Source organism: Larkinella punicea, assembly GCF_003334855.1.
GTDB lineage: Bacteria > Bacteroidota > Bacteroidia > Cytophagales > Spirosomataceae > Larkinella > Larkinella punicea.
The window spans coordinates 99,688-125,999 of sequence record NZ_QOWE01000003.1 but is presented as its reverse complement, the minus strand read 5'-3'; the positions used below and the strand labels follow the sequence as shown (position 1 = coordinate 125,999).

The following is a 26,312-nucleotide window of genomic DNA, read 5'->3' as shown; positions in this document are numbered from 1 at the left end:
GCGGTGGAGTTAGAGTTGGAAACCGGAGAAACTGAGAAACGCCATGCCCATCAGTGCCGTCACAATCATGGCAATGCCGAGGCCCTGCAACGGCTCCGGAATGTTCGAATACCGGAGTCGCTCGCGAATGGCAGCCAGCAGCACGATGGCCAGAAAAAAACCGGTGCCGGCTCCCAGCGAAAAGACCGCCGTTTCGGCAAAATTATACTCCCGCTCCTGCATGAATAAAGCCGCACCCAGAATCGAGCAGTTCACCGTAATCAGCGGCAGAAAGATGCCCAGCGAACTGTAGAGCGACGGCGCGTATTTCTCGATTACCATCTCCACCAACTGAACAGCTCCGGCAATGGTTGAAATGAAGAGAATGAAAGCCAGGAAGGTGAGGTCGACCGTTGCCAGTGCGGGATGAATCCACCCCAAAGCGCCTTCGCCCAGCACATACCGCAGGATCAGGTAATTGAGCGGAGTCGTCAGCACCATGACAAAAATAACGGCCAGACCCAGCCCGAATGCGGTTTTTATTTTTTTGGAAACGGCCAGAAACGAGCACATGCCGAGAAAAAAGGCAAAGATGACATTCTCGACAAAAACCGCCTTGACGAATAGATTGATGAGGTGTTGCATGGTGAACGGCGTTTAGGAGACGTTGATCAGTTTCCGGTTGCGGCTGCGCTGCCACCAGATGTAAATCCCGATCAGGAACAGGGCCGCCGGCGGAAGCAGCATCAGGCCATTGTTGACGTAACCGTGGTCATAAAACCACTGCGGAACGACTTTGTAACCCAGCAGGGTTCCGGCTCCCAGCGTTTCACGGAAAACCGCCACCGTGATCAGGATAATGCCATAACCGGCACCATTACCAATACCGTCCAGAAAGGCCGGCCAGGGTTTCTGAGCCATGGCAAAGGCTTCGAGCCGCCCCATCACGATGCAATTGGTGATAATCAGCCCAACGAAAACGGACAGTTTCCGGCTCACGTCGAACATATACGCTTTCAGCAACTGGTCCACAATCGTTACCAGCATGGCCACAATGATCAACTGCACAATAATCCGGATGCGGTTGGGAATGGAGTTGCGGATGAGCGAAATAATGAGGTTGGAAAACGCCACCACCACCGTGACGCCCAAGGCCATGATGAGGGCCGGTTTGACCTGCACCGTGACGGCCAGGGCCGAGCAAATGCCCAGAATCTGCACCGTAATGGGATTGGAGTCGTCGAGCGGATCACGCAGGGTTTGGATGTTCTTTTTGGAAAAGAGCCCTTCGTTCTTCTTTTTCGGAATACCGGCCGGTTTCGGCGTGCTTTCAGCGATCATAAGACGTTGCTTTTTTGCTTTTCAAAATAGGTCAGATAGGGTGCCAGGCAGTTTTTGAGCATCGCATCTGTCCCCCGTGACGTGATCGTGCCGCCCGAAATGGCATCGACCCGGTGTTCGTTCCCGACACTGATTTTATCGGTTTTCTTCACCACATTAACCGACACAAACCGGTCATTGTCATCCCGGATTTTTTTCCCCTGAAACTGTTGCTGAAAAGGGGCTTCGGCGATTTCGGCCCCCAAACCGGGCGTTTCACTTTTGTGATCGAAAAAGGCGCCGTACACCGTGTTGTAATCGCTTTCCAGCGAAATATACCCCCAGATGGGTCCCCAAAGTCCTACGCCCCGAACCGGAATGATGTAATTCCGTTGCCCGTTTTTACCCGTATAAATGTACAGCGGCAACCGGCGGTCTGCCGGTTTTTTCGAAATCTCATCTTTTAAAGCGACTTCGGTGGTTCGAATGCCCGGTTGTTCCTCCCCGGCTGCGTTCAGCACCACTTCGCGAATGTGTTCGCCGTATTCCTTCTCAATGGCCTGCCGATCGTCGGAGCTAAACCGGACGGCCCGCAGGATGTTCGACTTGGTATCCAGGGCGATGTTCGCTTCCTGAGCCGGTTTCAGCCCTTCCGACGCAGCCGCCAGAATAACGGCGGTCAGAATCGACAGCACGGCGGCATAAATCAGGGTATATCGGTTGCTATGCACGGCGAATGCGGTTTTTGATGTGTTGTTCAACCACGATGTAATCAATCAGCGGGGCAAAGACATTCATGAGCAGAATGCTGAGCATGACGCCCTCGGGATAGGCCGGATTGAAGACCCGCAGCAATACCGTGAACATCCCGATCAACAGACCGTAAACCCATTTCCCGCCTTCGGTCTGGGCCGCGCTGACCGGATCGGTGGCCATGTAGACGGCCCCAAAAGCAAAACCGCCCAGGAGCCAGTGGTAATAAGCAGGCATGTGCATGGGGTGGTTGGGGATGTCGGCGGGTGCCAGCACGTTCAGCAGCAGTCCCATCAACAGCGTTCCCACAAAACACGATACCATAATTTTTCCGCTGCCCACCCCCGTCACGATCAGGATCAGAGCCCCCAACAGGCAGGCAAACACGCTGGTTTCGCCGATGGAACCCTGTTCAAATCCCCAGAACAGATCCGAAGCCGAAGCTATTGCCGGGTAGTTGGTATCGAAAGTAACGAGGTTCGTGGCCCCCGACCAGGCATCCACCACGGCATGGCCAGGTTCGGGCGAGAGGTCGGTCCAGATGTCGCCCGACAGGTAGGCCGGAAACGCAAAGAACAGAAAGGCCCGCGCCAGCAAAGCCGGATTCATGAAGTTCATGCCCGTTCCACCGAAAACCTCCTTGCCCATAACCGTACAGAAAACCGCGGCCAGACCCACCATCCAGAGTGGAACGGTTACCGGCATTGTCAGCGGAATCAGTAGCCCGGTTACCAGATAGCCTTCGCTGATCTGGTGGTTTCGGATGATTGCAAACAGGAACTCGACCCCCAGCCCCACCGCGTAGGAAACCACCACAATCGGCAGCACCTTCCAGAATCCGAACAGAAACGTATCGATCAGGGTGGCTTCCATGCCAAAGGCCCGGTAGTGCTGGTAGCCCACGTTCCACATGCCAAACAATAAGGTTGGAATCAGAGCGATGATGACCGTAAACATGGTCCGTTTCAAATCCATCGCATCCCGTACGTGTACGCCGTCGGCGGTAGTATGGCCGGGAACAAACAAAAACGTTTCCAGGGCATCGAAGGCCGGATGAAATTTTTCGAAGCGACCGCCCTTGTTGAAGTGCGGCTTTACGGAATCCAGGAGACGACGGGCAACTTTCACGGTTCAAGAGGAGGTTTACGGGTTAAAAAACGGGTTTATTGACACGGCTACCCTTCCCGGCGGGCATACGCCAGCCCTTCGGCAATGATGCGCTGCACTTCGATTTTTGACGTACAAACGAATTCACAAAGGGCAAAATCCTCTTCGGCGACTTCATAAATGCCCAGTTGCTCCATGCGTTCGAGGTCTTTGGCGAGAATGGCTTTGAGCAGATAAACGGGCAGGATGTTCATGGGCAACACCCGGTCATATTGCCCCGTCATGACAAACGCCCGCTCTTCGCCGTGGGTGTTGGTGTTGAGGGCGTAGGACCGTTTCGGAGCCAGCCACGACAGGAAGGTGCGCGACACACTGAGCTTTTCCAAACCCGGCAGCAGCCACCCCAGAAACTCGGGCTCTTTGCCTTCAGGAATAACCGTTAGCTGGTTCGTATAAAACGACAGGAAATCCGGGGCTGAAGTGGTTTTTCCGGTCAGCACATTCCCCTGGATAATCCGCACCGCCGGGCCTTTCATCCGGCCATCGGTCAGGCTCCGCACCGACTGCCCGGCGCTGACCCGGTAATACTGCGGAGCGTCCACACAACTCCCCGTCAGTGCCACGACCCGGTCGGCCCGGTAGCGTCCTTCCCGAAACAACCGGCCGATGATCACGACGTCCTGTGGATGTACGAACCAGACGACATCGCCCTTCTGAATCGGGCGGATGTGGTGGATCTGGACGCCCACGTTCCCGGCCGGATGCGGCCCTTCGAAAACGTGAACGCTGCCCAACGCTTCCAGATCGGCAACGGTCAGCCCATCAGGGAGCGTTCGGCCCAGACCGATGTGCAGGTGATTGTTCGATAATTGGTTCAGAACCAGCAAGCCGGTTTTGAAGTTTTCGGGTTCGAGACCGATGAGATACCCCAGATCGGGAGCCAGAGGAGCGGTATCGAAGCAGGAAACAAAAATTCCGCCGGGTGTTTCCGAAGGACTGGCGATGAGCGAAAACGGCCGCTGCCGAATGTAGGGCCAGCAACCGCTTTCCAGCAATCGTTCAATGATCGCTTCGCGGGAAAGCCTGGCGGGATCGGCAATGGGGTAATCGACATACCGGTTACCGGTTTTGTCGGGCAGGATGCGGATTTCCAGGATCTTCCGTTTTTCGCCCCGCACCACCTCCACCACTTCGCCACTCACCGGTGAGGCAAACCGCAGGTCGGGCTGGTTTTTATCGAAAAACAAGGACTGACCGGCCCGAAGTTCATCGCCGGGAGCCACCAGAAGTTTAGGAATGAGGTCGGGAAAATCGGGGGGCTTGACCGCGACGAGGTCCGTGGCCGGTGCGTCTGCCAGGCTTCTGGCCGCTACTCCCTCCAGTTTAATATCAAACCCTTTCCGAAGTGTGATCGCCTTGCCCATATACCATCTACCCTTTGAATAATTCAAAAGCGGTGGTAGTTAGAAAAAAAGGCTCAACGGGTCAAGTTTTTGGCAAAAAAAAGTTTTTAGTGTACTATTTCAATACATTCATTTACACAGCACCGGACAGACGTTCTGCTTAACCGGGCTAAGAAACTAGTAATGAACTCATAAGAACGGCGACCCGTCTGTCAATCCGGATTTCTGAATCCGAACGACAGCCCAACCGCCGATCTTAATTTTTAACTCTTAACTCTTAACTCTCCACACTCAGCGGCTGATTCACCTGATCCTGCACCGGCAGGCCCTGCTTGTTCATTTGTTCGATGAACGGATCGGGGTCGAGCTCTTCGCAGTTCCAGACACCGGGTTGCATCCAGACGCCTTTCAGCATCAGCATGGCACCGATCATGGCCGGAACGCCCGTGGTGTAGCTTACGGCCTGCCCGCGAACTTCCTTGTAAGTCTCGGCATGGTCGCAGTTGTTCCAGATAAAATACGTTTTTTCCTGGCCATCTTTGATGCCTTTGATCTGGCAACCGATCGAAGTCTGGCCCGTGTAGTTTTCGCCCAGGGAGTCGGGAGCCGGCAACACGGCTTTCAGGAACTCCAGCGGAACAATGTCGATTCCCTGAAACTGGATCGGTTTGATGCTGGTCATGCCCACGTTTTCTAGCACCTGGAGGTGGGTGATGTAAGCCTGACCGAACGTCATCCAGAACCGGGCGCGTTTCAGTGTCGGGAAGTTTTTAACGAGTGATTCAAGTTCTTCGTGGTAGAGTACATACGACTCTTTCGGGCCAATTTCGGGGTAAACGATCGGTTTATGGATGGACATGGCTTCAATTTCGATCCATTCGCCATTTTCCCAATACCGCCCAGGCTGCGTTATCTCCCGGATGTTGATTTCGGGATTGAAATTGGTGGCAAAGGCCTTGCCGTGGTTTCCTGCATTGCAGTCGACAATGTCCAGGTAGTGCATCTCGTCGAAGTGGTGCTTGGCTGCGTAGGCCGTGAACACCTGCGTGGCGCCCGGATCGAAGCCGCAACCCAACAGCGCCATAATACCGGCTTCCTTAAACCGCTCCTGATAGGCCCATTGCCAGCTATATTCGAACTTGGCGACATCCTTCGGCTCGTAATTGGCGGTATCCATGTAGTGCGTCCGGGTTTCCAGACAGGCATCCATGATGGGCAGATCCTGATAAGGCAGCGCGACATTGATTACTAAATACGGCTGAAACTGCTTGATCAGTTTGACCATTTCGGCCACCACGTCGGCATCGACTTTTGCCGTTTTGATTTCCACGCCGTGCATTTCCCGAATTTCGGCGGCAATTTTATCGCACTTGGAAAGTGTCCGGCTGGCCAGCATAATGTCTGTGAAGACGTCCGCATTCAACGCACATTTGTGCGCCACAACACTCCCGACTCCGCCGGCACCAATAATCAGCACTTTAGCCATTTGATTTCGTATAAGTGTTTAAGATTTGTCACGTTCTGCGGATTTTCATCAGTCCGATACTACCGGCAGGAACCAACAAACAGGGTTGAACAAATTCGCGCAAAGATAGCCAGCCCGACCGCGTTGTTGACAGAAATTCCGGAAAAAGATTGAACGGGGTCATTAAAAAAGATTCCGGTTTTTGATTTGGACACCATCGACGGGTATAGTATATTTGGTAGATAGGCAAAAGTCTATTTTTGCAACAAAACCCTCCCCAACGTTATGAAACTGAAGAGCTCTACGGGTTCATTTGAACTATCGATCAAAGGCTACGGTGTGAAAGGAACCAACTGGCGGGAACGCAACAGCCTGCTTTGCGAACTGTCGACCGAATGGCAAAAAGAATCCTATACCCAGTCGGCACCGTTGCAAACCTACGAAATCAAGCGGCTGATTAACGGTCTCAAAATGCTCTGGAGCCGGGCTATCAACCACGTTACGGTCTCGTTTTCGGAACCGGGCCTGAACGTCGAAGCCACTTCCCTACCCAATGAACAGTATCGGCTGCAAATTCAGTTGGACGGCACGCTAACGCCATCCTGGCATCCATACCCCGATTTTCCACTCCTGATGGATGTTACCTTAACCCGGTTCCAACTGCGCGAAGCCATCCGGGATTTAGTCAATCAACTGGCCCTTTTTCCGGAGCGTTAAGTCAAATTATACAAATTTTATCGGGTTACCGTTTTCTAGCTTTTCCCAAATTTTTGTCTGACAATCCTCAAAAACAAAAACCGTTTAGTCGAAAACACCTACCTTTGCTTCCGATAAATAATCAAGTTTAGCTTTAAAACCAAACCGAAATGGGGCCTGTTTGCCCCCGGACGTTTAAGCCTAGTGGAATGATAGAAGTTCGGAAAAGGAGTCGCACACAGACTATGGCGCGCATACTTCAGGCTGTAGGGGAAGTGATTTCTGAACGGGGTGTCAACCGGGTTGGAATCAATGCGGTCGCCGAAAGAGCGGGAGTCAATAAAGTGCTTATTTACCGGTATTTTGGAGGCTGGGAAGGCCTGATGGAACGGTTTCTGCACGAAGGCCATTTTCTGACCGACTACAACCAGCAGTTTCTGGAAAAACACCCGGTGGTTGATCCAACCGTCAAAAAACAAACCCGGGTCGACTACCTGGTTGGGCTGCTGCGCGAATTGAAAGGACGGATGCCGGCCCAGGAAATGCTCAAATGGGAAATCAGCAATCCCGGTTCCTCCCTGAGTCAACAGTTGGCAATCGCCCGCAACGAGTCTTTCCAAAAAGTTCTCGACCAGTTTTTTACCAACGACAAGGAAGACCAGAGCGCCGTAACCGCCATTCTGGTTTCGGGCATCACCATGCTCCTGCTCATTGCCCCCAATCAGAACCAGTTTATGACCCTTGATTTGCAATCGGACGAAGGCTGGAAGCGAATCGAACAAGCCATCCACCAGATTTGCGATACGCTCACACCCTGACCTTCGCACCCTGACAGGGTCTTCGACCGCTGTCAGGGTGCGAAGGTCAGGGTGTCTGATGCATTAACTCCTCAATCTCTTCGATTTCGATTGGAATCGAATCCATCAGGTCGATGTTGCCGGTTTCGGTGATCAGAAGATTGTTCTCCAGCCGGATGCCCAGCCCTTCTTTGCGTATATAGATGCCCGGTTCGCAGGTAAATACCATTCCGGCTTCGAATTTGCGGTATTTGTTACCCACATCATGCACATCCAGCCCCAGGAAATGGGAAGTTCCGTGCATGAAATACTGGCGGTATAGGGGGTTGTCCGGGTCCTGTTTCGCCACCTCCTGCCGGTCGAGCAGGCCTAGCCCGATCAGTTGCGACTCCATGATGCGGCCGACTTCCTTGTGGTAATCGTCCCAGACATTGCCCGGCACCAGCAGTTTTTTCGCTTCCTTCATCACGTGCAGCACCGCCTGATAAACGGCTTTCTGCCGCTCCGTAAACCGCCCGTTCACCGGCAGGCTGCGCGTCAGGTCGGCGTTGTAATTCGCGTATTCAGCGGCCACATCCAGCAAGATGACCTCGCCGTCTTTACACTGTCGGTTGTTCTCGATGTAATGCAGCACGCAGGCGCTGGCCCCCGACGCAATGATCGGTGTGTAGGCAAACCCCTGCGACCGCTGCCGGACAAATTCGTGGAGCAGTTCAGCTTCAATTTCGTACTCCCACACGCCGGGTTTGATGAACGGCAACAGCCGCCGAAAACCAGCTTCTGTAATCCGGATCGCTTCACTGAGCAGGGCCACTTCCTCGGGCTGCTTAATCGCCCGCAGGAAATGCATCAACGGCGCCAGTCGTTCGTAGCGGTGAAGCGGGTATTTTTCCCGAAACTGGCGGATGCCCCGGGCTTCGCGACTTTCTACCTCCGACGAGTTCCGGGTGTGTTCGTTGGTGTTCAGATAAATGTGTTCAGCCTCAAAAACCATCTGGATAAACACACGGTCAAATTCGTGCGTCCAGAAAACCGACTTCCGGGAAATGCCCGAGGTTTGCTCCGCTTCCTCTTTGGTCAGTTTATGGCCTTCCCAGATTTCAATCAGTTCGCTCGTTTCGCGCAGAAACAGCACTTCGCGAAACCGCTCGTCCGGATGGTCGGGAAACAACACCAGAACGGTTTCTTCCTGATCGACGCCGGAGAGGTAAAAGAGGTCGTTATTCTGCCGGAACCCCATCGTACCGTCGGCATTGGTCGGCATGATGTCGTTGGCGTTCAGAACCACGACGGATTTGGGTTTCAATACTTCCGCCAGCCGTCGGCGGTTTCGGATAAACAATTCGTTGCTGATGGGTGTATATTTCATGCGGAGTAAGGTTTCAAATCGCCCAATTCGGTAATATCAATATGATTTTGTATATTAATGCCTAAAATTGATGCTTTCGTTTCAATGAAAAAAATTGTTGCGCTTCTTTTTGGGATCACGCTCTTCGGAGCCGGTATCACAAACGCCCAATCCAAATACTGGATCACCCTGAAGGACAAGCCTTCTGCTGAAAAACCGTCGCTTTCTCCCCTCACCCTCTCCAATCGCCAGTCGATGGGGCTCTCCGTCGATGAAACGGACCTGCCGCTCAATCCGGCCTACTTGCAGGCTCTCTCCCACCAGGGCGTTCGTCCGCTCTTCCGTTCGCGCTGGCTCAACGCGGTTTCGGCCGAACTGACCGCCGGACAGGCGCAACAAGTGAAGGCCTTGTCGTTTGTGAAGGATCTTGTTCCCATCGATCAGCACATTGTCATCAACAGCCTCGACCACGATATCACAAAAGTGTTAATGGCACCGGTGATGTCGCAAATTCAGGCGGAGGTGTTCGGTCGCGCCGGGATGACCGCAAAGAACGTAACCATTGGCGTCATCGATGCGGGGTATTTCGGAGCAGATTCGGCCAGTGCCTTGAAACACATTTTTCAGCGAAACGGGATCAGGGAAGTGCGCGACTACGTGAATACCAACCGCCCGCGCAACGCCTTTTTCGGCTCGCTCGAAACCCTTTCCGACTTCCACGGTACAGAAGTGATGGCGGCCATTTCGGGCCACGATCCCAACGAAAATATTCAGTACGGTTTAGCTACCGATGCCACGTTCTACCTCGCCCGTACGGACCACGGTGCCCGCGAATTTCGGGGCGAAGAAGACAACTGGATTGCCGCGATGGAGTGGATGGACAGCTTGGGCGTGCGCATCATCAATACCTCACTGGGCTATGCCAAAGGCTTTACGAATCCCAAAGAAAACTACCAGCCGAACCAGATGGACGGCCACACGAGCCTGATCAGCAAAGCCGCGCAACTGGCGGCCGACAAAAAAGGCATTCTGGTCATCGTTTCGGCCGGTAATGAAGGTGACGACCGCTCCTGGCGCATCATCTCCACCCCAGCCGACGCGCAGGGCGTGCTGGCCGTGGGAGCCACCAACAACAAGGTCTGGAACCGCATTGGCTACAGCAGCATTGGCCCGGAATTTCTCCCCTATCTGAAACCGAACGTTTCCTGTTTTTCGCTGTACGGCACCTCGCTTTCGGCTCCGGTCATCACCGGTTTTGCCGCCTGTCTGATGCAGGCCAATCCGAAGCTGACCAACAAAGAACTGATTGCCATTATCGAAAAATCGTCGCACCTCTATCCCTACGGCAACAACTACATCGGCTATGGCGTCCCGCAGGCGTCGCGCGCGCTGGCAATGGCCAAGGGGCAGACGTTGCCCGCTTCGGCAAAATCCATCAAAGTGACGGGCAAAACGTATTCGCTGCCGCTGCCCGACCATGCGGATTCGTCGGTGTCGGTTTTTCACAAAAAAGATGACACCCGCGTTCTGCAACAGGAATCCATGCGGGTTCAGAACGGCGCAATTCTCCTGCGCCGGAACCACGATGAGAAACGGACCACGGTGGATTTAAAGAAGGAAGTTGTCGAAATTATCTGGCAGTAAATGGGTAGTTTCCACGGTCTTCCAACCGTGGAAACCTCACAGATATTTCCCCGGCATCAGGTAATTTTTCACATAATCCTCAACACCGGCTTCCAGCGAACGAAACGGTTGGGAATACCCGATGGAGCGCAGTTTGCTCATCGTAGCCTGCGTATAATACTGGTACTTATCACGGATGTCTTCGGGCGTGTCGATGAATTCGATCTGGGGCGTCACGCCCATGGCCTGAAAGGTATTGTTGGCCAAATCCAGGAAGGTTCGGGCTTTGCCGCTGCCGAGGTTGTAGATCCCGGAGTTCCGGCGGTGGTGCATCAAAAACATGCAGACCTCAACCACATCCTTCACATAAATGAAATCGCGCATTTGCTCACCATCCGCGAAATTCGGGTGGTGCGACCGAAACAATTTCATCGTCCCCTTCTGCTGAATCTGACAAAAAGCATGGTAAATAACGGAAGCCATGCGACTTTTGTGGTATTCGTTCGGCCCGTAGACGTTGAAGAATTTCAAACCAGCCCAGAAGAACGGGTGTTTTTCCTGTTCCAAAACCCACATATCGAACTCGTTTTTGGAGTCACCATAGGGGTTGAGCGGTTTTAGCTGCGGAATGAGTGATTCATTGTCATCGTAGCCCAATTCGCCCAGCCCGTAGGTTGCCGCCGAGGATGCGTAGACCAGCGGAATCTGGTACTCGATGCATTTCTGCCAGATTTTTTTGGAATACTCGACATTGAGGTGTTCGAAAATACTGCGGTCAAACTCCGTCGTGTCGGTTCGGGCACCGATATGGAATAAAAATTCAATCTCGTGGTAATTGTTGTCCAGCCAGTCGAAAAACGCTTCCCGGTCGACCCGTTCAAGAATGCGTTTTTCTTCCAGATTAACCAGCTTATCTTCCCGTGAAAAATCATCCACGGCAATGATAGCATTGAAATTTTCCTGATTCAGTCTTGAAATCAGACAGCTTCCGATAAAGCCTGTAGCGCCCGTAACAATGATCATACTCCGTAGAAATTGAGCAACGATTGTTTTAGGTTAGATTAAAAATAGGTATCAACATACTAAACAGGGTGTAAAGTTAGGATAAATCACTACACCAACCAATCCACGTTTTGATGAAAAAATAGAATTATTCCAACATTGATTTTCCTGAATGACCGAAAAACCGCTCTCGTTTGTTCATAATAACGGAACAGCAGCCGATCAAAATTTGGATTTTTATTAACGCTCCGAAGGCCGTAATTTTGCAACCAAATCAAGCGGTGGTATAAAACCTGCCCGAAACGACGAATCGCCCCGGCGATGGTGAATAATGGTATATATTAGCAGAAAAGAGCATTTCAACGCAGCCCACCGGTTATTCAATCCGGCCTGGTCTGACGAGAAAAATAAAGAAGTATTTGGTCCGTGTGCCAATGTGAACGGACATGGTCACAACTTTGAGTTAATTGTAACCGTCAAAGGAGAACCCAATCCCGACACAGGCTTCGTGATCGACCTGAAAGTGCTGGGCGATCTGGTGAAAACCGAAGTGATCGACAAGGTAGATCATAAAAACCTCAACCTGGATGTCGATTTCATGCAGGGGAAAATGGCTAGCTGTGAGATCTTTATCGTCGAAATCTGGAAAATTCTGGATCGCGCACTAAGTCAAATTACCGAAGCCCGGCTCCACCGCATCCGCTTATACGAGACCCCGAAAAATTACGTGGATTATTATGGGGAATAACCGATGACGTACTACCTCATTGCCGGAGAGCGCTCCGGCGACCTCCACGGCGGCAATCTGATCAAAGCCATTCACCACCACGACCCGGACGCCCGCTTTCGGGCCTGGGGTGGTGAGCAAATGGAAGAAGCCGGGGCCACGCTCGTTCGGCATTATCGCTCGATGGCGTTCATGGGCTTTCTCGAAGTGGTTCAAAACCTGGGAACCATCCGCCGAAACCTGCGCGATTGCCAGCGAGACTTGCTCAACACCCGCCCCGATGTTCTGATTCTGATCGATTACGCCGGTTTTAATCTGCGGATGGCCGGTTTTGCCAAAAAACACGGGATTCCGGTTTTCTATTACATCTCGCCCAAAGTGTGGGCCTGGAACCAGAAACGAGCGCTGAAAATCAAGGCGGTGGTCGACCGGCTTTTTGTCATTTTCCCGTTTGAAGTGGCGTTTTACCAGCAATACGCCTATCCGGTCGATTACGTCGGCAATCCGTTGATGGACGCCATTGCCGCCTTCCGGCCCGACCCGGTTTTTCGGCAAAAGAACAAGCTGGGCGACAAACCGATCATTGCGCTCCTGCCCGGAAGCCGCCATCAGGAAGTGTCGATGCTGCTGCCCGCCATGCTGGAAACCGTCCGGCATTTCCCCAATCACCAGTTTGTGGTTTCCGGCGTCAGCAATCTGCCAAAATCCCTGTACGAAACCTTGCTGAAAAACGCGCCGGATTTACCGGTGGTCACCGATGCAGCCTACGATTTGCTGGCCGTTGCAGATGCCGCTTTGGTTACTTCGGGAACAGCCACGCTGGAAACCGCCCTGCTGAATGTACCGGAGGTGGTTTGTTACAAAATGTCGTGGGTAACTTTTCAGGTCGCCAGTCGGCTCATTGCGGTGCCTTTTATATCGCTGGTCAACCTCATTCTGGGTCGGGAAGCCGTCAAAGAGTTGAAGCAGTATGAACTGACCACAGAACGTCTGGTTGACGAGCTGACAAAAATTCTCCCCGGCGGATCGGATCACGAGCGACAACGGGCCGATTACGCAGAATTGCGGGAGAAAGTGGGCGGGGCGGGCGCATCGGATCGCGCGGGGGAACTGATGGTGAAGTACTTACGAAATTAATCCCGTCTGTTCGTACCGTTTCAGCCATTCTTTTTTCTTCCCCTGAATCTGACTAAAAAATTCATAAACCGGTCGCATGTCTTTCTGGTAGTCGCCAGTCATGTAGAGGGGTTCGCTCAAAACAACGGCTTTCCGGGGATAGTCGATTCCGGTCAGGATGATAGGAACGTCAGCCTTCAGAGCAATGTAATAAAACCCGGTTTTGAGCCGCTCCACATCACTGCGGGTGCCTTCGGGGGGAATGCAGATGTGCAGGTACTCGTTTTGGATGAAGACATCCACAATCGCATCCACCAGGTTGTTGGCCCGGCTCCGGTTAACGGGTTTGCCTCCCAGAATCCGGAAAAACCAGCCGGCATACCACGTAAACAATTCTTTTTTAGCCAGATACTGAATCCAGACGCGCGTTGTCGCCCTCGCTCCCACACCCACCGGAAAATCCCAGTTGGTATTGTGCGGAGCCAGTACCCAAATCGCTTTGGGAAGATCCGGAACCACGCCGAGAAGTTTCCACCCGGCTACTTTATAAAGCCACCTGGCCAGTGCGCTAAACATATCCTCTGAAACAGTCCACGCTATCGCGGCAATTTTAAGAAAAAATAAATGGTTTGGGGCTAAAACACAGGACGAAAATGAGCAAAGCCAGCCAGCCCAGCACCACCCGACCGGTTCCCAATGGCTGATCGTCCTCCGTATCCGGGTGATAAACCCCCAGAAAACGCCCCAGAATCAGGATAAACAACAGAAAACCGGGATAGCCTTCGACAGTCGGGAAGAAAAACGAGATCAAAAACTGGCCGGCCACCACACTCAACGCCAGCGTCAGGGCTGTCATCCGGTTTTCGCTGATGCTCTGGAAACTAACGAACAACCCAATGACATACAATACCAGATAACCCAGTTCATTGGTAAAAACGCCGTCGTTGGCAACAATAAAATCAGAGGGTTTAATGAATCCTAAACCAGCATAAAACGCAAAGCCCACCAGCAACACCGGCGCAATCATCCGAAACGCCCGGCGGCCAATCAGGCTGTACAGCACGTGACCGCCGTCCAATTGACCAATCGGAATCAGGTTGAGTGACGTAAAAAACAGGGCAAAATAACCCGCCATCAAATACGGATAATGGATCATTTCGTAGGGATGCGGCAAACGGGCCGGATCGGCGACGTAGGTTTTGAAAAACCAGAACAAGAGGTTGTCGCCCAACTGGATGACACTCTCGGGCGGAAGATTCTTATAAACATGCTGACCAAAAGCCAGCCCGTATTTTTGGTACTCGGGGTGAATCGAGAAGATGTGTTCCGGTGGCGGCAAATGCGTAAAACCGTACCAGAGAACGATGAGTGCCAACACAAATCCGGCCAACGGCCCGGCAATGCCAATATCGAAGAATTTCTTGCGGCTGTTGATGAAATCCTGAATCCGGATAAAAGCTCCCAGCGTGCCGAGCGTTTGCCCGAAACCGAACCACATCGGGATGTAGTAGGGCAAGGTGACCCGAACGTGGTGGTAGCGGGCCATAAAAAAATGCCCGAATTCGTGAACCGTCAGAATGGCCAGAAACGGAATTGAATAGTGAAGACCGTCCCAGAATTCCGGCCAGCCAATACCGTGTTTCGGATCCAGAAAAGAACGGCCATACATCCATTCTGCACCAGCCGCAGTCGTTGAAATCAGGGTAAGAACAAAAAGGCTAGCTTGAATGAGGTATGTCCTCGTTTGTGGATTCATCGCGAAGATAATCAAGAATCGACAGGGGCGGTTGCACCTGCACAGCATGGATACCTAACTCAGCCGCCGAGCGAATGTTGTGCGGATTGTCGTCTAAAAACAGGGTTTCTTCGGCCACCAGCCCGGAGGTAGTCAACACATGCCGGTAAATTTCGGGCGACGGTTTGGCCATTTTCACCTCATAGGAGTAGTAGACCCGCTCAAAAAGTTCTTCCAGCGACGGTTGCCCCAACGCCATGAAGATTTTGTTGACGCCCTGAATGTGAATAGCACTGGTGTTGCTCAACAGAAACAGCCGGTATTTTCCGTGCAACTCCCGGATGCGATCGACCCTTTCAACGGGCAAATCGAGCAAAACCGTGTTCCAGGCGGTATCGATCACCTCGTCGGCCCAGCTATCATTTTTGAGCAGGTCGCGGACGTGCTGCCGAAAACCGGCATCGTCGATCAACCCGGTTTCGTAGTGCATCGTCAGGCCGTGTTCCTTCCAGAGCGATTCTACGGCTTCTTCACTCATGCCCGAAAGCGAAGCGAAATTGCGGATGGGTGCGCGCAGATCGATGGGAATAATGACGTCGCCGAGGTCGAAAATGATATTTTTAATACCCGGTTTTAAGACACCTGCCATAGCATTTACAATTATTCGACCACAACCCCCATCGAGCAGAACTTCTCGATGCGCTGATCGATGCGTTCTTCGGGCGTAAACTGGTTGAGTTCCTCGATTTTCTCCAGAATGGTTTTCTTGATCCGGCGGGCCATTTCGGCGTGGTCGGTATGGGCTCCTCCTTCCGGCTCCTCGATGATGCCATCCACGAGTTTGTTTTTCTCCATATCCCGCGCCGACAGCTTCATGGCTTCAGCCGCCTGCTCTTTGTAATCCCAGCTACGCCAGAGAATGGTCGAGCAGTTTTCGGGTGAAATCACCGAATACCAGGTATTTTCGAGCATCAGCACCCGGTCGCCAATGCCGATCCCCAGCGCACCGCCCGAGGCACCTTCGCCGATGACGATGCAGATGACCGGCACCTGAAGCATGAACATTTCCTTGAGGTTGCGCGCAATGGCTTCTCCCTGCCCCCGTTCTTCAGCCTCCAGCCCCGGATAAGCACCCGGCGTGTCGATCATCGTCACGATGGGTTTATTGAATTTTTCGGCCAGTTTCATCAGCCGAAGGGCTTTGCGGTACCCTTCCGGGTTGGCCATACCAAAGTTGCGTTGCTGGCGCTGCTTGGTGTTTCGCCCCTTCTGCTGACCAATCAGCATGACCGTCTGGCCATCCATTTCGACAAAACCGCCGACCATCGCGGGGTCATCCCGAACGGTTCGATCGCCGTGCAGTTCAACAAACTGATCGCCCATCAGGGAAATGTAATCGAGCGTGTAGGGCCGGTCGGGATGGCGGGAAAGTTGGACGCGCTGCCAGCGGGTAAGGTTCTCAAAAATTTCCTTGCGGAGTTTTTCAATACTGATTTCCAGTGACGCTACAGCACCAGTAACATCTACGTTACTGGTTTCGGCCAGTTTCTTCATTTCGACCAGTCGTACTTCTAAATCGGCTATAGGTTTTTCGAAGTCCAAATACGTCCTCATTCAAGAATTGGTTGTCTGCTGCCCATTTAAGGTGTCGTCATCCGGTTTCATTTGATCCAAAACAAAAACCGGAAACGGACGGGGCAACTTTTTCGATTGGCAAAGTTAGCGGAAAATCCGGTTCAGCAACCTTTCGCGGTTATAACTCATACGTCTGGCCTTTGGTCGGAATCTCCACATGGGTAAATCCTTCGTCCGCCAGCGTCTGCTGAAAAGCCGACATGCTGGTGAATTCGCCGTGGACCAGAAACACTTTTTTCAGCTTTTCGGGCGACTGGTGTTTGACAAACCGCACCAGATCATCGCGGTCGCCGTGACCACTGAACACGTCGGTCCGTTCGACCTTCGCCAAAACCGGTTCCTCCTTGTCCTTGATCGAAATGGTCGGTTGTCCGTTCAGCAACCGCCAGCCGAGGGTTCCTTCGGCACAATACCCAATGATCAGGATGGTGCAATACGGATTGCTGATGTTGGCCGCCACGTGCTGTTCCACGCGCCCGCCCTGAACCATGCCCGACGACGAAATGATGATGCAGGGCTGGTTGTAGTTCGAAACTTCGCGACTGGCTTTCGAGCTTTCGAGGTATTCGAAATTGACAAAGTCGAACAACGATTCATTTTCTTCCTGATACGCCTTCGCTTCCTTGTTCAGCAACCGCAGGTTTTTCTGGTAGACTTTCGTGCTTTCGAGGGCCAACGGACTGTCGGAGAAGACTTTAATCGGGGGAAAACCCTGTTCGGTATACAGGCGGTTGAGCGTATAGAGCAGCGCCTGCGTCCGGCCCACCGAAAACGACGGAATGATCAGCCGACCCGGAATGTCGATGCAGGTTCGCTGGATGACATCGGCGAGCATGGCTTCCGGGGTTTCGCTATTAATGTGCAGCCGGTTGCCGTAGGTCGACTCGCAAATCAGGTAATCGACCTGCGGAATCGGCTCCGGATCGCCCAGCAGCGGGTAGTTTTTACGACCGATGTCACCCGAGAAGCAAAGACTTTTTTTCTCGCCGTTTTCGTAAACGTTGATGACAATATGAGCCGCTCCGAGCAAATGACCAGCCGGCACAAACGTCACATCGATGCTGTCGCCGAGCCGAAACTTCCGGTTATACTGAATCGGAACCACGTTGTCCATGGATTCCCGCACCTGCTTTTCCAGAAATAAATCCTTTTGCAGGCTCGCCATTTTTTTCCGGACCTTCTGTTTTTTGCTTTTCCCCATTTCGTTGAGCCGCCGGTGGTTGAGCGAAGCTGCGTCCTGGAGCAGGAGGTTGGTCAATGAATAGGTAGGATCTGTACACAAAATCTGACCTTCGTAACCCTCCCGGTACAAATTGGGAAGATTACCGCTGTGGTCCATGTGGGCGTGGGTCAGCAAAACAACGTTGATCGAAGACGCTTCAAACGGAAAAAAACCGGCAGCCGATTTCGGCGATTCATCCTCCTCCGGGCTGTTGCCGTTCAAGGCGGCTTTTTTATCCATATCGGCCCCGCAATCAATCAATATTCGGTACTGGTCCTCTGTCTCCAATAGAAACATGCTACCGGTTACCTGACGGGTTGCCCCCCAAAATGTTAACTTCATTCGATTCGATTAATGCCTTCGATACTGATTCTCACGATCCTGCAGTTTCAAAGGAAGCTACAACTAGTTTTTATTTCGGTAGAACAACAGAAAAGGGCTATAAATTCTGGCTATTTTTGCAATATTACTGAAATCCGCTTTCATAAACTATCAGGAACCGGCACACCGACCGAACGAACAAAAAGGTCTTTCTTTTCCAGTTCATGGCAACAACTGGCCGTGTGTTCCCTATTTTTATTTCCATGCATCGGTATACACCATTACTACTAGGTTATTTTTTTGTTATCCTTTCGTTTTGTCAGGCCCACCCGGCAACGGATTCGCTGGCCCTGCAACGACTTCAAACAACGGTCAATCAACTGCAAACCAGCCCGTTTGTTCGCAATGGCACAGCCGCCGTTTCGGTGCGCCGGGTCCGCGATGGTGTGGCGTTGCTCGACGTGAACGCCCAGCTCAGTCTGCCTTCAGCCTCTACGCTCAAACTGGTTACAACGGCGACAGCACTGGCCGTCCTGGGTGACAATTACACCTTCCGCACGGTTCTGGAAACAGACGGTTCTATCCGGGATAGCATTCTGACCGGAAATCTCTACATCCGGGGTTCCGGCGATCCGACACTGGGCAGCAACCGCTTCGCCGAATTTGCGGATGCCCCCACCCTCCTGCGAACCTGGCGGGAAATGGTGCAGGGTGCCGGCATCAAACAAATCCGGGGTTCGGTCATTGGCGACGCCACGGTGATTCAGTCGCTGCCGGTGCCGGACACCTGGGTGTGGGGCGACATTGGCAACTACTACGGGGCTGGCATCTCCGGGCTGAACTTTAATGAGAACTTGTACCGGGCGGTTTTTAAACCCGCCAAAACCGTGGGTCAACCCGCCGGACTCCTGCGCACGGAGCCCGCTACGCCGTTTCTCCAGCTTCAGAACAACGTTCGAACCGGCCCCGCGGGCTCGGGCGACGAAGTGATTATCTATAACGCCCCGCCTTCGTCCCAGGTTTTTCTGGAAGGAACGGTGCCGACAGGTGTCAATGAGTTTGGTGTGAAAGGCTCCCTGCCCGATCCCGCTTTTTTTACGGCTTTCGCCCTGCATGACCAGCTAACGCGAGCCGGTATTTTCGTCAACAGCCTGCCCCAGTCCATCGGCCCCGGCCGGATCGGAGCACCGGTTCCTGCCGGAACACCGCCGATTACCCCCGCCACCAAACGACAACCCTTGCACATCCATACGTCGGTGCCGCTTTCCGAAATTGCGCGGCTGACCAATCACCAGAGCATCAATCTATACGCCGAATCGCTGCTGATTCTGGCGGGCAACGCACTGGCGAAGGCTCCGGTAAACACCGAGCAGGCTGTTCAGCAACTGACCCGGTTCTGGCAAGGCAAGGGCGTCGATCTGAGCGGTTTCCGACCCAAAGACGGCAGCGGTTTGTCGCCGGTTGGGGCGCTGACGGCGGCAAACCTTTCCGGCATTCTGGCGGCCATGTCGAAGGAGAAAAGTTTTCTTCCGTTCTACGACAGCATTCCGGTGGTGGGCGAGTCGGGAACGGTCAAAAGCCTGGCGCGCGGCACACCCGCCGTCGGGAACGTGCGGGCCAAAAGCGGAACCATCGAGGGGGTACGGGCCTATGCCGGCTATGCCACCTCCGCCGACGGAGAACTCCTGAGTTTTACAATTTTGGTAAACAAATACAACCCCGGTTCCCTGAAGGGCGTCATGGGGTATCTGGAACAGATCATGGCCCAGTTGACAACCCTTAAAGTCAATGAATAACCCCCGTTTTTCTAATTCCGGCCGCTCACTTTAACGACATTGAACCAGTAGTCACCAATCGTTTGCGTAATGTCCATCAAGGTCTTGAAAGAAGACGGCTTGGTAATGAAGCTGTTGGCACCCCACAGGTAGGAATTATCAATGTCGATACCGGCATCGGAGGTAGTCAGAATCACAACGGGAATGTGCCGGAGTTCCCGGTCTGACTTAATCTCCTGCAAAGCCTCGCGGCCATCTTTCCGCGGCATGTTCAAATCCAGCAAAATCAACTCCGGCAGCGAATGATTCGACGACTCGTAGCGGCCCGTCCGACGCAAAAATTCCATCAGTTCTTCCCCATCCTCAACAACATTCATTTCGGTCACCGGAAACTGCTGACGAAAGGCTTCCTGCGTCAAAAACCGGTCGTCTTCGTCGTCATCAGCCAATAGTATATGTACTGGTTTCGTGGGTTGTTGCATTGTCATGAATAGACTGCGTCTGCTTTTCGGGTAATAGAATGATAAAGGTTGTGCCCACACCGGGCTGGCTTTGGGCTGTAATCAGGCCCTTGTGATTGGTAACGATGCGCTTGCAAATGGCCAGCCCGATTCCGGTTCCCTCGTAGGTGCTTTTTCCGTGCAGGCGCTGGAAAATTTTAAAAATATGGTCGATGTATTTTTCATTAAAACCGATCCCGTTGTCGGCAACCGTAATTTGGTAATATTTTTTTCCGGGAATAAGTTCGGGGTACATATCGCCATCCACGCCCCCCCCCTTGATCGTAATAACCGGGGCCTTACCGGGCTGCGTAAACTTTAGTGCGTTCGAAATCAGATTGGAAAAAAGGTGGTCCATCTGGCTCTGTACGGCTTCTATCACGGCCAGTTTATCGATGTGAAAGACGGCCTCCGCAGCTTTTATTTTCAGTTCCTGATCCGACAGAACGCCCTGCACCACATCGGCCAGCCGCACCATCCGAAACGGTTCTTTTTTGCTGGAGATCCGGGAAAAATTAAGCAGGTCCTTGATCATTTTCGACATCCGCTCCGCCGATTGCAGAATCTTGTTCAGATACATCACCCCTTCCGGCGTCAGCCCTTCTTCGTACCGGTCGCGCAGCAAATAGCCAAACGACTGAATTTTCCGCAACGGTTCCTGCATGTCGTGCGAAGCTACAAAGGCAAATCGTTCCAGTTCTTCGTTCGAGATTTCCAGCAACTGAATTTTATCCTGTAACTCATCCTCGTAAGCCCGCAGTTGGTCTTCCGTTTTTTGCCGGGTATTCAGCTCATTTTCAAGCAGGTTATACGAAACAATCAGGGTGACGAATGTCAGAAGTGACAACGTAAAAATAATAATCAGCGTATTGCGAAACGAATTCTCGGCGGCTTTGGAGTAGGTCTCAAACCGGGCCTGCTCGATTTCGTTCATGGTTTTCAGCAACTGGCGAACCCGATCCATGCGGGATTTCCCCAGTAGCATATACGTCCGCGCAATGGAAATCGGCAACTTCTTTTTAACGGCATCGACCTGCTGGTAGGCCGTCGCGATTTTGGTATCGATCCGCATCGACAGGGAATCGACATTCTGGAGTTGCTGCGGATTGTCCGCGACAAGGCTGCGAATTTCGTTCAGTTCCGGCGTAAACTTCGGCACGGCCACGTCGAAGGCTTCGAGGTAAATCCCGTCCCCGGAAGAAGCCAGATACCCCCTTTCACCGGTTTCGACGTCCGTAATCAACGACAGGATGCGCCCCAGCCGGTTGGTAACCTGCTGGCTGTGCTCAATCCGGTCGCTGGCTTTCCGGTACTGGTTGTAACTGTACAAGGTCAGCCCGAACCCCAATGCAATCAGCAACAAGGCCGTACCGAAACCGAAGGTGATCCGCTTTCTGACTGCTTTGGGCAAAACAGCACGTAAACCTTTCATAGACGGTTTTCAGTTTACGGTTTGTAGTATACGGTTTTGTGGTTTTCAGTTACCGAATCGTTTCTACCACCAGATTGTGGTTGGTATAAATGCAAATATCAGCCGCAATGTGCAGGCTTTCCCGAACCATTTCTTCCGCCGTCAATTGGGAAGCGTGTTTTTTCAGGGCGATAGCCGCCGACTGGGCATACATGCTACCGGAGCCGATGGCGGCAATCTGGTTGTCCGGTTCCAGCACATCACCGGTTCCGGAAATAACCAGCAGGTCGTCTTTGGATGCCACAATCAACATGGCCTCCAGCTTCCGCAAATACCGGTCGGTGCGCCAGTCCTTGGCCAGTTCGATGGCGGCCCGTTTCAGGTTGCCACCGTAGGCATTGAGTTTTTCTTCAAATCGTTCGATCAGCGTAAAGGCGTCGGCGGTGGAACCGGCAAAACCGGCCAGCACCTTGCCGTTCATCAGGCTGCGTACTTTCCGAACGTTACTTTTGGCAATGGTATTGCCCATCGTCGCCTGGCCATCGGCTCCGAGCGCAATCTCGCCATTGTGCAGAATGCCAATGACGGTTGTGGCGTGAATTTTTTGCATTCGATTTTTTCAGTTTATGGTTTATAGTTTACAGTTTATGGTGTCTAGTCGGGAAAGGATGCCGTCAACCATAAACCGTAAACTGTAAACCATAAACCCATTTTATACCAGCATCCCGAACGGATTTTCCAGCAGACCTTTAAACGTCTGAAGGAAAGACGCGCCCGTTGCGCCATCGACAGAACGGTGATCGCACGAAAGGGTCACTTTCATGACATTGGTGGGTTTGGCCACCTCGCCTTCAAATTTGACGGTTTGTTTGATCGAGCCAATCGCCAGAATACAGGAATCGGGCGGGTTGATGATCGCCGTAAATTCGTCGATGCCGAACATTCCCAGGTTGGAAATCGAGAATGTGCTGCCTTCCCAGTCTTTTGGCTGGAGTTTTTTATCTTTCGCCTTGCCGGCCAGGTCTTTCACCTCAGCGGCAATGGTCGACAGCGTTTTCTGATCTGCGTTGCGAATGACCGGAACCAGCAGACCTTCATCGACGGCCACCGCAACGCCAATGTTGACGTACGAATACCGCCGGATTTTGTCGCCCAGCCACGAGGAATTCACCGCCGGGTGTTTTTTCAACGCCAGGGCAGCGGCTTTCAACACAAAATCATTGAACGACACTTTCACCGGGCTCACCTCGTTGACTTTGCCGCGCAGATCCATCGCCTTGTCCATGTTGATTTCCATGGTCAGGTAGAAATGTGGCGCGGTAAACAGGCTTTCCGACAACCGGCGGGCAATGGTTTTCCGCATCTGGCTCAGCGGAATGTCTTCGTAACCGCCTTCCTGAGCGGCCGGTGCGGTTTGCGCAACGGGAGCGGGAGCAGCCGGTTTGGCGGCAGGGGCCGGAGCCGCTTGTGCCGGGGCCGGTTGAGCGGCAGGCTGGAAGGTTTCGACGTCGCGTTTGACAATGCGTCCGTCGGGACCAGAGCCCTGCACCTGCGCCAGATCAACACCTTTTTCTTTGGCAATCGTCTTGGCCAACGGAGAAGCCAGCACCCGGCTATCGTGTCCGTTGCCGGTGGATGTTTCGGCGGGAGCAGCGGCCGGCTGGGCTTCGGCTTTGGGAGCGTCCGGTTCCGCAGCAGCCGCAGCGGGTTGATCTCCGCCTTGCAGCAGGGCCTGGAAATCGGCACCTTTTTCGCCAACGACGGCAATCACGTCATCGACGGCCACCGCCGTTCCTTCTTTCGCGCCAATGTACAACAGGGTTCCTTCTTCGTAGGCTTCCAGATCCATCGTTGCCTTGTCGGTTTCGACTTCGGCCAGCACATCGCCCGATTTCACGGTATCCCCTTCTTTTTTATGCCAGGCCACAATCGTTCCTTCGGTCATCGTATCGCTCATCTTCGGCATCCGGATGATCGACGCGTTGATGTTGGCGGCCGGAGCCGCCGGAGCCGGGGCTTTGGGGGCTGGTTGTTCCGCTCCGTTGGAAGCGGGCGCGGGTGTGGGTTTTTCGGCGGGGGCTTCGGCCTTCGGTTCCGCAGAACCGTTGGAAGAACCATTGCCATCCAGCAAGGCCTTGAAATCTTCACCGGACTTTCCTACCACGGCCAGAATGCCGTCGATCGGTACAGACTGGCCTTTTTCAACGCCAATGTATAACAACGTCCCTTCGTCGTAAGCCTCCAGATCCATCGTCGCCTTATCGGTTTCGACCTCGGCCAGCACGTCGCCCGACTTGACGGTGTCGCCTACTTTCTTATGCCATTCAGCGATGACACCTTCGGTCATGGTGTCGCTCATCTTGGGCATTCGGATTAATTCTGCCATATGCGGTTTTGTGCAAGTATATCAGTAGTTCTGCTTCGAGTGTTCAAAATTAGAAGAAAGCGGGGAAAGTTGGTTAATCTAAGGCGAAGTTTCCACTTATCCGCTTTGATTTGCAAATTGCCGCCAAATAATGGTTCATCCCGACTTTTCCGGTTATTCTCCCTATGAATCGAAGGAATTTCATTGAAACAGTTGCCGTTGGCGGTCTAACGGCTGCCGCTTCGTCTTCTTTTGCCCCCTCAACTCCGGTGTCGTCACCATCAGGCTGGTCTGCCCCATCTAAAAATAGTAACGAATTTTCGGCCGATGTAGTTGTCGCCGGTGGTGGATTAGGCGGTTGCGCGGCCGCTTTGGCGGCTCTTCGGAACAATTTACGGGTTATCCTGACGGAAGAAACCGACTGGATTGGCGGTCAGATTTCGCAACAGGGCGTACCACCCGACGAACACCAGTGGATCGAAACCCACGGTGCCACGCAGCTTTACCGGACCTTCCGCACCGCCGTTCGCGACTATTACATCCGGAATTATCCGCTGACCGACGAAGCCAAAAACCGCAAACACCTCAATCCGGGCGACGGTGCGGTTTCGCGGCTGTGTCATGAACCCCGGGTGGCCGTGGCGGTTTTGCAGGACATGCTGGCGCCCTACCAGAGTTCCCGGCAACTGATTGTATTGCTGGAGCACAAAATCACGGGGGCCGATACGTCCGGCGACCGGGTTCGGGCCTTGAAAGCGCTTAGTTACCGCAGTGGAAAAGAGGTGGTGCTGACAGCTCCCTATTTCGTCGACGCCACGGAACTGGGCGATTTGCTACCGCTGACCGGCACCGAATTTGTTACCGGCACTGAATCGAAAAAGGAAACCGGCGAATTACACGCGCCCGAAAAAGCCGACCCGAACAACCAACAATCGTTTACGGTTTGTTTTGCGATGGATTACGTTCCTGAGATCAATAAAAAGAAAACGGAACACCTGATCGAAAAACCGAAAGACTACGCTTTTTGGCGAAATCTGGTTCCGAAACTTACGCCCGCCTGGTCGGGCAAACTGCTGGATCTCTCCTACTCGAACCCCTCGACCCTGGAACCGAAAACACTGGGCTTTCATCCCGAAGGCATTTCGACGGGTTCGGCGCTCAATTTGTGGAATTACCGCCGACTGATCAACAAAAACAATTTTAAACCGGGTACTTTTCTCAGTGATATTACGGTCGTCAACTGGCCGCAGAACGATTATTTTCTGGGCAATCTGGTGGGCGTCGGTGAGAAGGAATTCAAAAAGCACGTCGAGGGTGGCAAGCAGCTTAGTCTGTCGCTTTTTTACTGGCTCCAGACCGAAGCACCCCGGCCCGACGGTGGTCAGGGATGGCCCGGTTTGCGGCTTCGTCCCGACATCATGGGCACGGAAGACGGCATGGCGAAATATCCGTATGTCCGGGAATCGCGCCGGATCAAGGCAGTTTTTACGGTGCTGGAAGAACACGTCGGCGCGGCCAACCGGGCGTTGATAACGGGGCAAAAAACCGGCAATACGGCGGCAGAGTTTTATGACAGCGTGGGCACCGGCTATTACCACATCGACCTGCACCCCAGCAGCCGGGGCAACAATTACATCGATTTCGGTTCGCTGCCGTTCCAGATTCCATTGGGCGCCCTACTCCCTCAACGAATGGAAAACCTGCTGCCGGCCAATAAAAACATCGGCACGACGCACATCACCAACGGTTGTTACCGGCTCCATCCGGTGGAGTGGAGCATTGGCGAAGCCGTCGGTCAACTGGTCGCTTTCTCGCTCGGTAAAAACGTGATTCCCCGCGCGGTTCGGGAGCAAAAACCGCTACTGGAGGAGTTTCAGAACGCGGTGAGAAGACAGGGAATTGAAACCCAGTGGCCGAAACAGGGCTGATTTGCTATATACCCAGAGCAGAATTTCGTTATTCGTTATTCCGTGTTCAATATTCAGTATTTCTTCTGCATAGAGCGAATATCG

General features: G+C 53.0%; 24 protein-coding genes. 7 read left to right on the top strand and 17 right to left on the bottom strand.

From position 1 onward, the window contains the following. Positions 1 to 9 precede the first annotated feature (9 nt). The 6 genes from nqrE to DUE52_RS04070 all read right to left on the bottom strand — a co-directional run bounded on the left by nqrE (position 10) and on the right by DUE52_RS04070 (position 6,048). Entirely contained in the window at positions 10 to 624 is a 615-nt protein-coding gene (gene nqrE / locus DUE52_RS04095) for an NADH:ubiquinone reductase (Na(+)-transporting) subunit E (RefSeq protein ID WP_114404702.1), read from the bottom strand. Positions 625 to 636: 12 nt separating this feature from the next. Then, positions 637 to 1,320: an NADH:ubiquinone reductase (Na(+)-transporting) subunit D gene (locus DUE52_RS04090; protein WP_114404701.1), complete on the bottom strand. Its 684-nt coding sequence runs from the start codon at positions 1,318 to 1,320 to the stop codon at positions 637 to 639. Next, the gene (gene nqrC, locus DUE52_RS04085; RefSeq protein WP_114404700.1) at positions 1,317 to 2,030 is read right to left on the bottom strand and encodes an NADH:ubiquinone reductase (Na(+)-transporting) subunit C; all 714 of its coding nucleotides are present in this window, start codon (positions 2,028 to 2,030) and stop codon (positions 1,317 to 1,319) included. The genes DUE52_RS04090 and nqrC overlap by 4 nt, the downstream gene beginning before the upstream one ends. Beyond that, on the bottom strand, positions 2,023 to 3,180 hold the full coding sequence (locus DUE52_RS04080; protein WP_114404699.1) for an NADH:ubiquinone reductase (Na(+)-transporting) subunit B: 1,158 nt from the start codon (positions 3,178 to 3,180) through the stop codon (positions 2,023 to 2,025). The genes nqrC and DUE52_RS04080 overlap by 8 nt, the downstream gene beginning before the upstream one ends. A 47-nt stretch (positions 3,181 to 3,227) precedes the next feature. Continuing rightward, on the bottom strand, positions 3,228 to 4,583 hold the full coding sequence (locus tag DUE52_RS04075; RefSeq protein WP_114404698.1) for a Na(+)-translocating NADH-quinone reductase subunit A: 1,356 nt from the start codon (positions 4,581 to 4,583) through the stop codon (positions 3,228 to 3,230). Between the two features lie 256 nt (positions 4,584 to 4,839). Further along, on the bottom strand, positions 4,840 to 6,048 hold the full coding sequence (locus DUE52_RS04070; RefSeq protein WP_114404697.1) for a saccharopine dehydrogenase family protein: 1,209 nt from the start codon (positions 6,046 to 6,048) through the stop codon (positions 4,840 to 4,842). A 264-nt stretch (positions 6,049 to 6,312) separates the two neighbouring features. On the opposite strand from DUE52_RS04070, the gene DUE52_RS04065 reads away from it, so the two are divergent. Together DUE52_RS04065 and DUE52_RS04060 are read left to right on the top strand one after the other, a co-directional pair. After that, entirely contained in the window at positions 6,313 to 6,744 is a 432-nt protein-coding gene (locus DUE52_RS04065) for a WapI family immunity protein (protein WP_114404696.1), read from the top strand. Between the two features lie 224 nt (positions 6,745 to 6,968). Beyond that, positions 6,969 to 7,541 carry a TetR/AcrR family transcriptional regulator gene (locus DUE52_RS04060; RefSeq protein ID WP_165840858.1) on the top strand — a complete coding sequence of 191 codons (573 nt, stop codon included), beginning with the start codon at positions 6,969 to 6,971 and terminating at the stop codon, positions 7,539 to 7,541. Between the two features lie 46 nt (positions 7,542 to 7,587). Here the strand turns inward: DUE52_RS04060 and DUE52_RS04055 are convergent, their stop codons facing one another. Then, entirely contained in the window at positions 7,588 to 8,889 is a 1,302-nt protein-coding gene (locus DUE52_RS04055; RefSeq protein WP_114404694.1) for an aminopeptidase P N-terminal domain-containing protein, read from the bottom strand. Positions 8,890 to 8,973: 84 nt separating this feature from the next. Here DUE52_RS04055 and DUE52_RS04050 point away from each other — a divergent pair, with 84 nt between their 5' ends. Continuing rightward, entirely contained in the window at positions 8,974 to 10,512 is a 1,539-nt protein-coding gene (locus DUE52_RS04050) for a S8 family serine peptidase (protein WP_114404693.1), read from the top strand. 36 nt (positions 10,513 to 10,548) lie between these two features. On the opposite strand, the gene rfaD is transcribed toward DUE52_RS04050, so the two are convergent. Beyond that, complete coding sequence (gene rfaD / locus DUE52_RS04045; RefSeq protein WP_114404692.1) at positions 10,549 to 11,514, bottom strand: ADP-glyceromanno-heptose 6-epimerase; 966 nt, start codon at positions 11,512 to 11,514, stop codon at positions 10,549 to 10,551. A 310-nt stretch (positions 11,515 to 11,824) separates the two neighbouring features. Between rfaD and DUE52_RS04040 the strand changes: the two genes are divergently transcribed. Both DUE52_RS04040 and lpxB read left to right on the top strand, forming a co-directional pair. Beyond that, on the top strand, positions 11,825 to 12,241 hold the full coding sequence (locus DUE52_RS04040) for a 6-pyruvoyl trahydropterin synthase family protein (protein ID WP_114404691.1): 417 nt from the start codon (positions 11,825 to 11,827) through the stop codon (positions 12,239 to 12,241). Positions 12,242 to 12,244: 3 nt separating this feature from the next. Beyond that, positions 12,245 to 13,357, top strand: coding sequence for a lipid-A-disaccharide synthase (lpxB, locus tag DUE52_RS04035; protein ID WP_114404690.1), 1,113 nt, complete (start codon positions 12,245 to 12,247; stop codon positions 13,355 to 13,357). Here the strand turns inward: lpxB and DUE52_RS04030 are convergent. The 5 genes from DUE52_RS04030 to DUE52_RS04010 form a co-directional block, all read right to left on the bottom strand. Then, positions 13,346 to 13,912 (bottom strand): 1-acyl-sn-glycerol-3-phosphate acyltransferase, encoded by a 567-nt coding sequence (locus DUE52_RS04030; protein ID WP_114404689.1) that lies wholly within the window; start codon positions 13,910 to 13,912, stop codon positions 13,346 to 13,348. The genes lpxB and DUE52_RS04030 overlap by 12 nt on opposite strands. Positions 13,913 to 13,946: 34 nt before the next feature. After that, positions 13,947 to 15,092, bottom strand: a complete 1,146-nt coding sequence (locus tag DUE52_RS04025; RefSeq protein WP_114404688.1) for a site-2 protease family protein — start codon at positions 15,090 to 15,092, stop codon at positions 13,947 to 13,949. Continuing rightward, entirely contained in the window at positions 15,055 to 15,720 is a 666-nt protein-coding gene (locus tag DUE52_RS04020; RefSeq protein WP_114404687.1) for an HAD family hydrolase, read from the bottom strand. Before DUE52_RS04020 ends, DUE52_RS04025 begins: the two co-directional genes overlap by 38 nt. An 11-nt stretch (positions 15,721 to 15,731) precedes the next feature. Beyond that, entirely contained in the window at positions 15,732 to 16,685 is a 954-nt protein-coding gene (locus tag DUE52_RS04015) for an acetyl-CoA carboxylase carboxyltransferase subunit alpha (protein ID WP_114404686.1), read from the bottom strand. Between the two features lie 139 nt (positions 16,686 to 16,824). Next, a complete protein-coding gene (locus DUE52_RS04010) occupies positions 16,825 to 18,270 on the bottom strand; it encodes an MBL fold metallo-hydrolase RNA specificity domain-containing protein (protein ID WP_114404685.1) in 1,446 nt (481 codons plus the stop codon). Between the two features lie 242 nt (positions 18,271 to 18,512). Between DUE52_RS04010 and dacB the strand changes: the two genes are divergently transcribed. Next, positions 18,513 to 20,045, top strand: a complete 1,533-nt coding sequence (gene dacB, locus DUE52_RS04005) for a D-alanyl-D-alanine carboxypeptidase/D-alanyl-D-alanine endopeptidase (RefSeq protein ID WP_165840857.1) — start codon at positions 18,513 to 18,515, stop codon at positions 20,043 to 20,045. 11 nt (positions 20,046 to 20,056) lie between these two features. On the opposite strand, the gene DUE52_RS04000 is transcribed toward dacB, so the two are convergent. The 4 genes from DUE52_RS04000 to DUE52_RS03985 all read right to left on the bottom strand — a co-directional run bounded on the left by DUE52_RS04000 (position 20,057) and on the right by DUE52_RS03985 (position 24,321). Beyond that, complete coding sequence (locus tag DUE52_RS04000) at positions 20,057 to 20,473, bottom strand: response regulator (RefSeq protein ID WP_310587775.1); 417 nt, start codon at positions 20,471 to 20,473, stop codon at positions 20,057 to 20,059. Beyond that, positions 20,466 to 21,956, bottom strand: a complete 1,491-nt coding sequence (locus DUE52_RS03995; RefSeq protein ID WP_114404682.1) for a sensor histidine kinase — start codon at positions 21,954 to 21,956, stop codon at positions 20,466 to 20,468. The genes DUE52_RS04000 and DUE52_RS03995 overlap by 8 nt, the downstream gene beginning before the upstream one ends. Positions 21,957 to 22,005: 49 nt before the next feature. Next, positions 22,006 to 22,545 carry an ATP-dependent protease subunit HslV gene (gene hslV / locus DUE52_RS03990; RefSeq protein ID WP_114404681.1) on the bottom strand — a complete coding sequence of 180 codons (540 nt, stop codon included), beginning with the start codon at positions 22,543 to 22,545 and terminating at the stop codon, positions 22,006 to 22,008. A gap of 102 nt (positions 22,546 to 22,647) precedes the next feature. Further along, positions 22,648 to 24,321 carry a pyruvate dehydrogenase complex dihydrolipoamide acetyltransferase gene (locus tag DUE52_RS03985; RefSeq protein WP_114404680.1) on the bottom strand — a complete coding sequence of 558 codons (1,674 nt, stop codon included), beginning with the start codon at positions 24,319 to 24,321 and terminating at the stop codon, positions 22,648 to 22,650. Positions 24,322 to 24,485: 164 nt separating this feature from the next. On the opposite strand from DUE52_RS03985, the gene DUE52_RS03980 reads away from it, so the two are divergent. Beyond that, entirely contained in the window at positions 24,486 to 26,228 is a 1,743-nt protein-coding gene (locus tag DUE52_RS03980; protein WP_114404679.1) for an FAD-dependent oxidoreductase, read from the top strand. The last annotated feature ends 84 nt before the right edge of the window (positions 26,229 to 26,312 follow it).

What these genes read in the sequence shown, in the direction of transcription:
- nqrE (WP_114404702.1), bottom strand. Translation starts at nt 624, where the DNA reads ATGCAACACCTCATCAATCTATTCGTCAAGGCGGTTTTTGTCGAGAAT.
- DUE52_RS04090 (WP_114404701.1), bottom strand. Translation starts at nt 1,320, where the DNA reads ATGATCGCTGAAAGCACGCCGAAACCGGCCGGTATTCCGAAAAAGAAG.
- DUE52_RS04075 (WP_114404698.1), bottom strand. Translation starts at nt 4,583, where the DNA reads ATGGGCAAGGCGATCACACTTCGGAAAGGGTTTGATATTAAACTGGAG.
- DUE52_RS04070 (WP_114404697.1), bottom strand. Translation starts at nt 6,048, where the DNA reads ATGGCTAAAGTGCTGATTATTGGTGCCGGCGGAGTCGGGAGTGTTGTG.
- DUE52_RS04065 (WP_114404696.1), top strand. Translation starts at nt 6,313, where the DNA reads ATGAAACTGAAGAGCTCTACGGGTTCATTTGAACTATCGATCAAAGGC.
- DUE52_RS04060 (WP_165840858.1), top strand. Translation starts at nt 6,969, where the DNA reads ATGGCGCGCATACTTCAGGCTGTAGGGGAAGTGATTTCTGAACGGGGT.
- DUE52_RS04055 (WP_114404694.1), bottom strand. Translation starts at nt 8,889, where the DNA reads ATGAAATATACACCCATCAGCAACGAATTGTTTATCCGAAACCGCCGA.
- DUE52_RS04050 (WP_114404693.1), top strand. Translation starts at nt 8,974, where the DNA reads ATGAAAAAAATTGTTGCGCTTCTTTTTGGGATCACGCTCTTCGGAGCC.
- rfaD (WP_114404692.1), bottom strand. Translation starts at nt 11,514, where the DNA reads ATGATCATTGTTACGGGCGCTACAGGCTTTATCGGAAGCTGTCTGATT.
- DUE52_RS04040 (WP_114404691.1), top strand. Translation starts at nt 11,825, where the DNA reads ATGGTATATATTAGCAGAAAAGAGCATTTCAACGCAGCCCACCGGTTA.
- lpxB (WP_114404690.1), top strand. Translation starts at nt 12,245, where the DNA reads ATGACGTACTACCTCATTGCCGGAGAGCGCTCCGGCGACCTCCACGGC.
- DUE52_RS04030 (WP_114404689.1), bottom strand. Translation starts at nt 13,912, where the DNA reads ATGTTTAGCGCACTGGCCAGGTGGCTTTATAAAGTAGCCGGGTGGAAA.
- DUE52_RS04025 (WP_114404688.1), bottom strand. Translation starts at nt 15,092, where the DNA reads ATGAATCCACAAACGAGGACATACCTCATTCAAGCTAGCCTTTTTGTT.
- DUE52_RS04020 (WP_114404687.1), bottom strand. Translation starts at nt 15,720, where the DNA reads ATGGCAGGTGTCTTAAAACCGGGTATTAAAAATATCATTTTCGACCTC.
- DUE52_RS04015 (WP_114404686.1), bottom strand. Translation starts at nt 16,685, where the DNA reads ATGAGGACGTATTTGGACTTCGAAAAACCTATAGCCGATTTAGAAGTA.
- DUE52_RS04010 (WP_114404685.1), bottom strand. Translation starts at nt 18,270, where the DNA reads ATGAAGTTAACATTTTGGGGGGCAACCCGTCAGGTAACCGGTAGCATG.
- dacB (WP_165840857.1), top strand. Translation starts at nt 18,513, where the DNA reads ATGCATCGGTATACACCATTACTACTAGGTTATTTTTTTGTTATCCTT.
- DUE52_RS03995 (WP_114404682.1), bottom strand. Translation starts at nt 21,956, where the DNA reads ATGAAAGGTTTACGTGCTGTTTTGCCCAAAGCAGTCAGAAAGCGGATC.
- hslV (WP_114404681.1), bottom strand. Translation starts at nt 22,545, where the DNA reads ATGCAAAAAATTCACGCCACAACCGTCATTGGCATTCTGCACAATGGC.
- DUE52_RS03985 (WP_114404680.1), bottom strand. Translation starts at nt 24,321, where the DNA reads ATGGCAGAATTAATCCGAATGCCCAAGATGAGCGACACCATGACCGAA.
- DUE52_RS03980 (WP_114404679.1), top strand. Translation starts at nt 24,486, where the DNA reads ATGAATCGAAGGAATTTCATTGAAACAGTTGCCGTTGGCGGTCTAACG.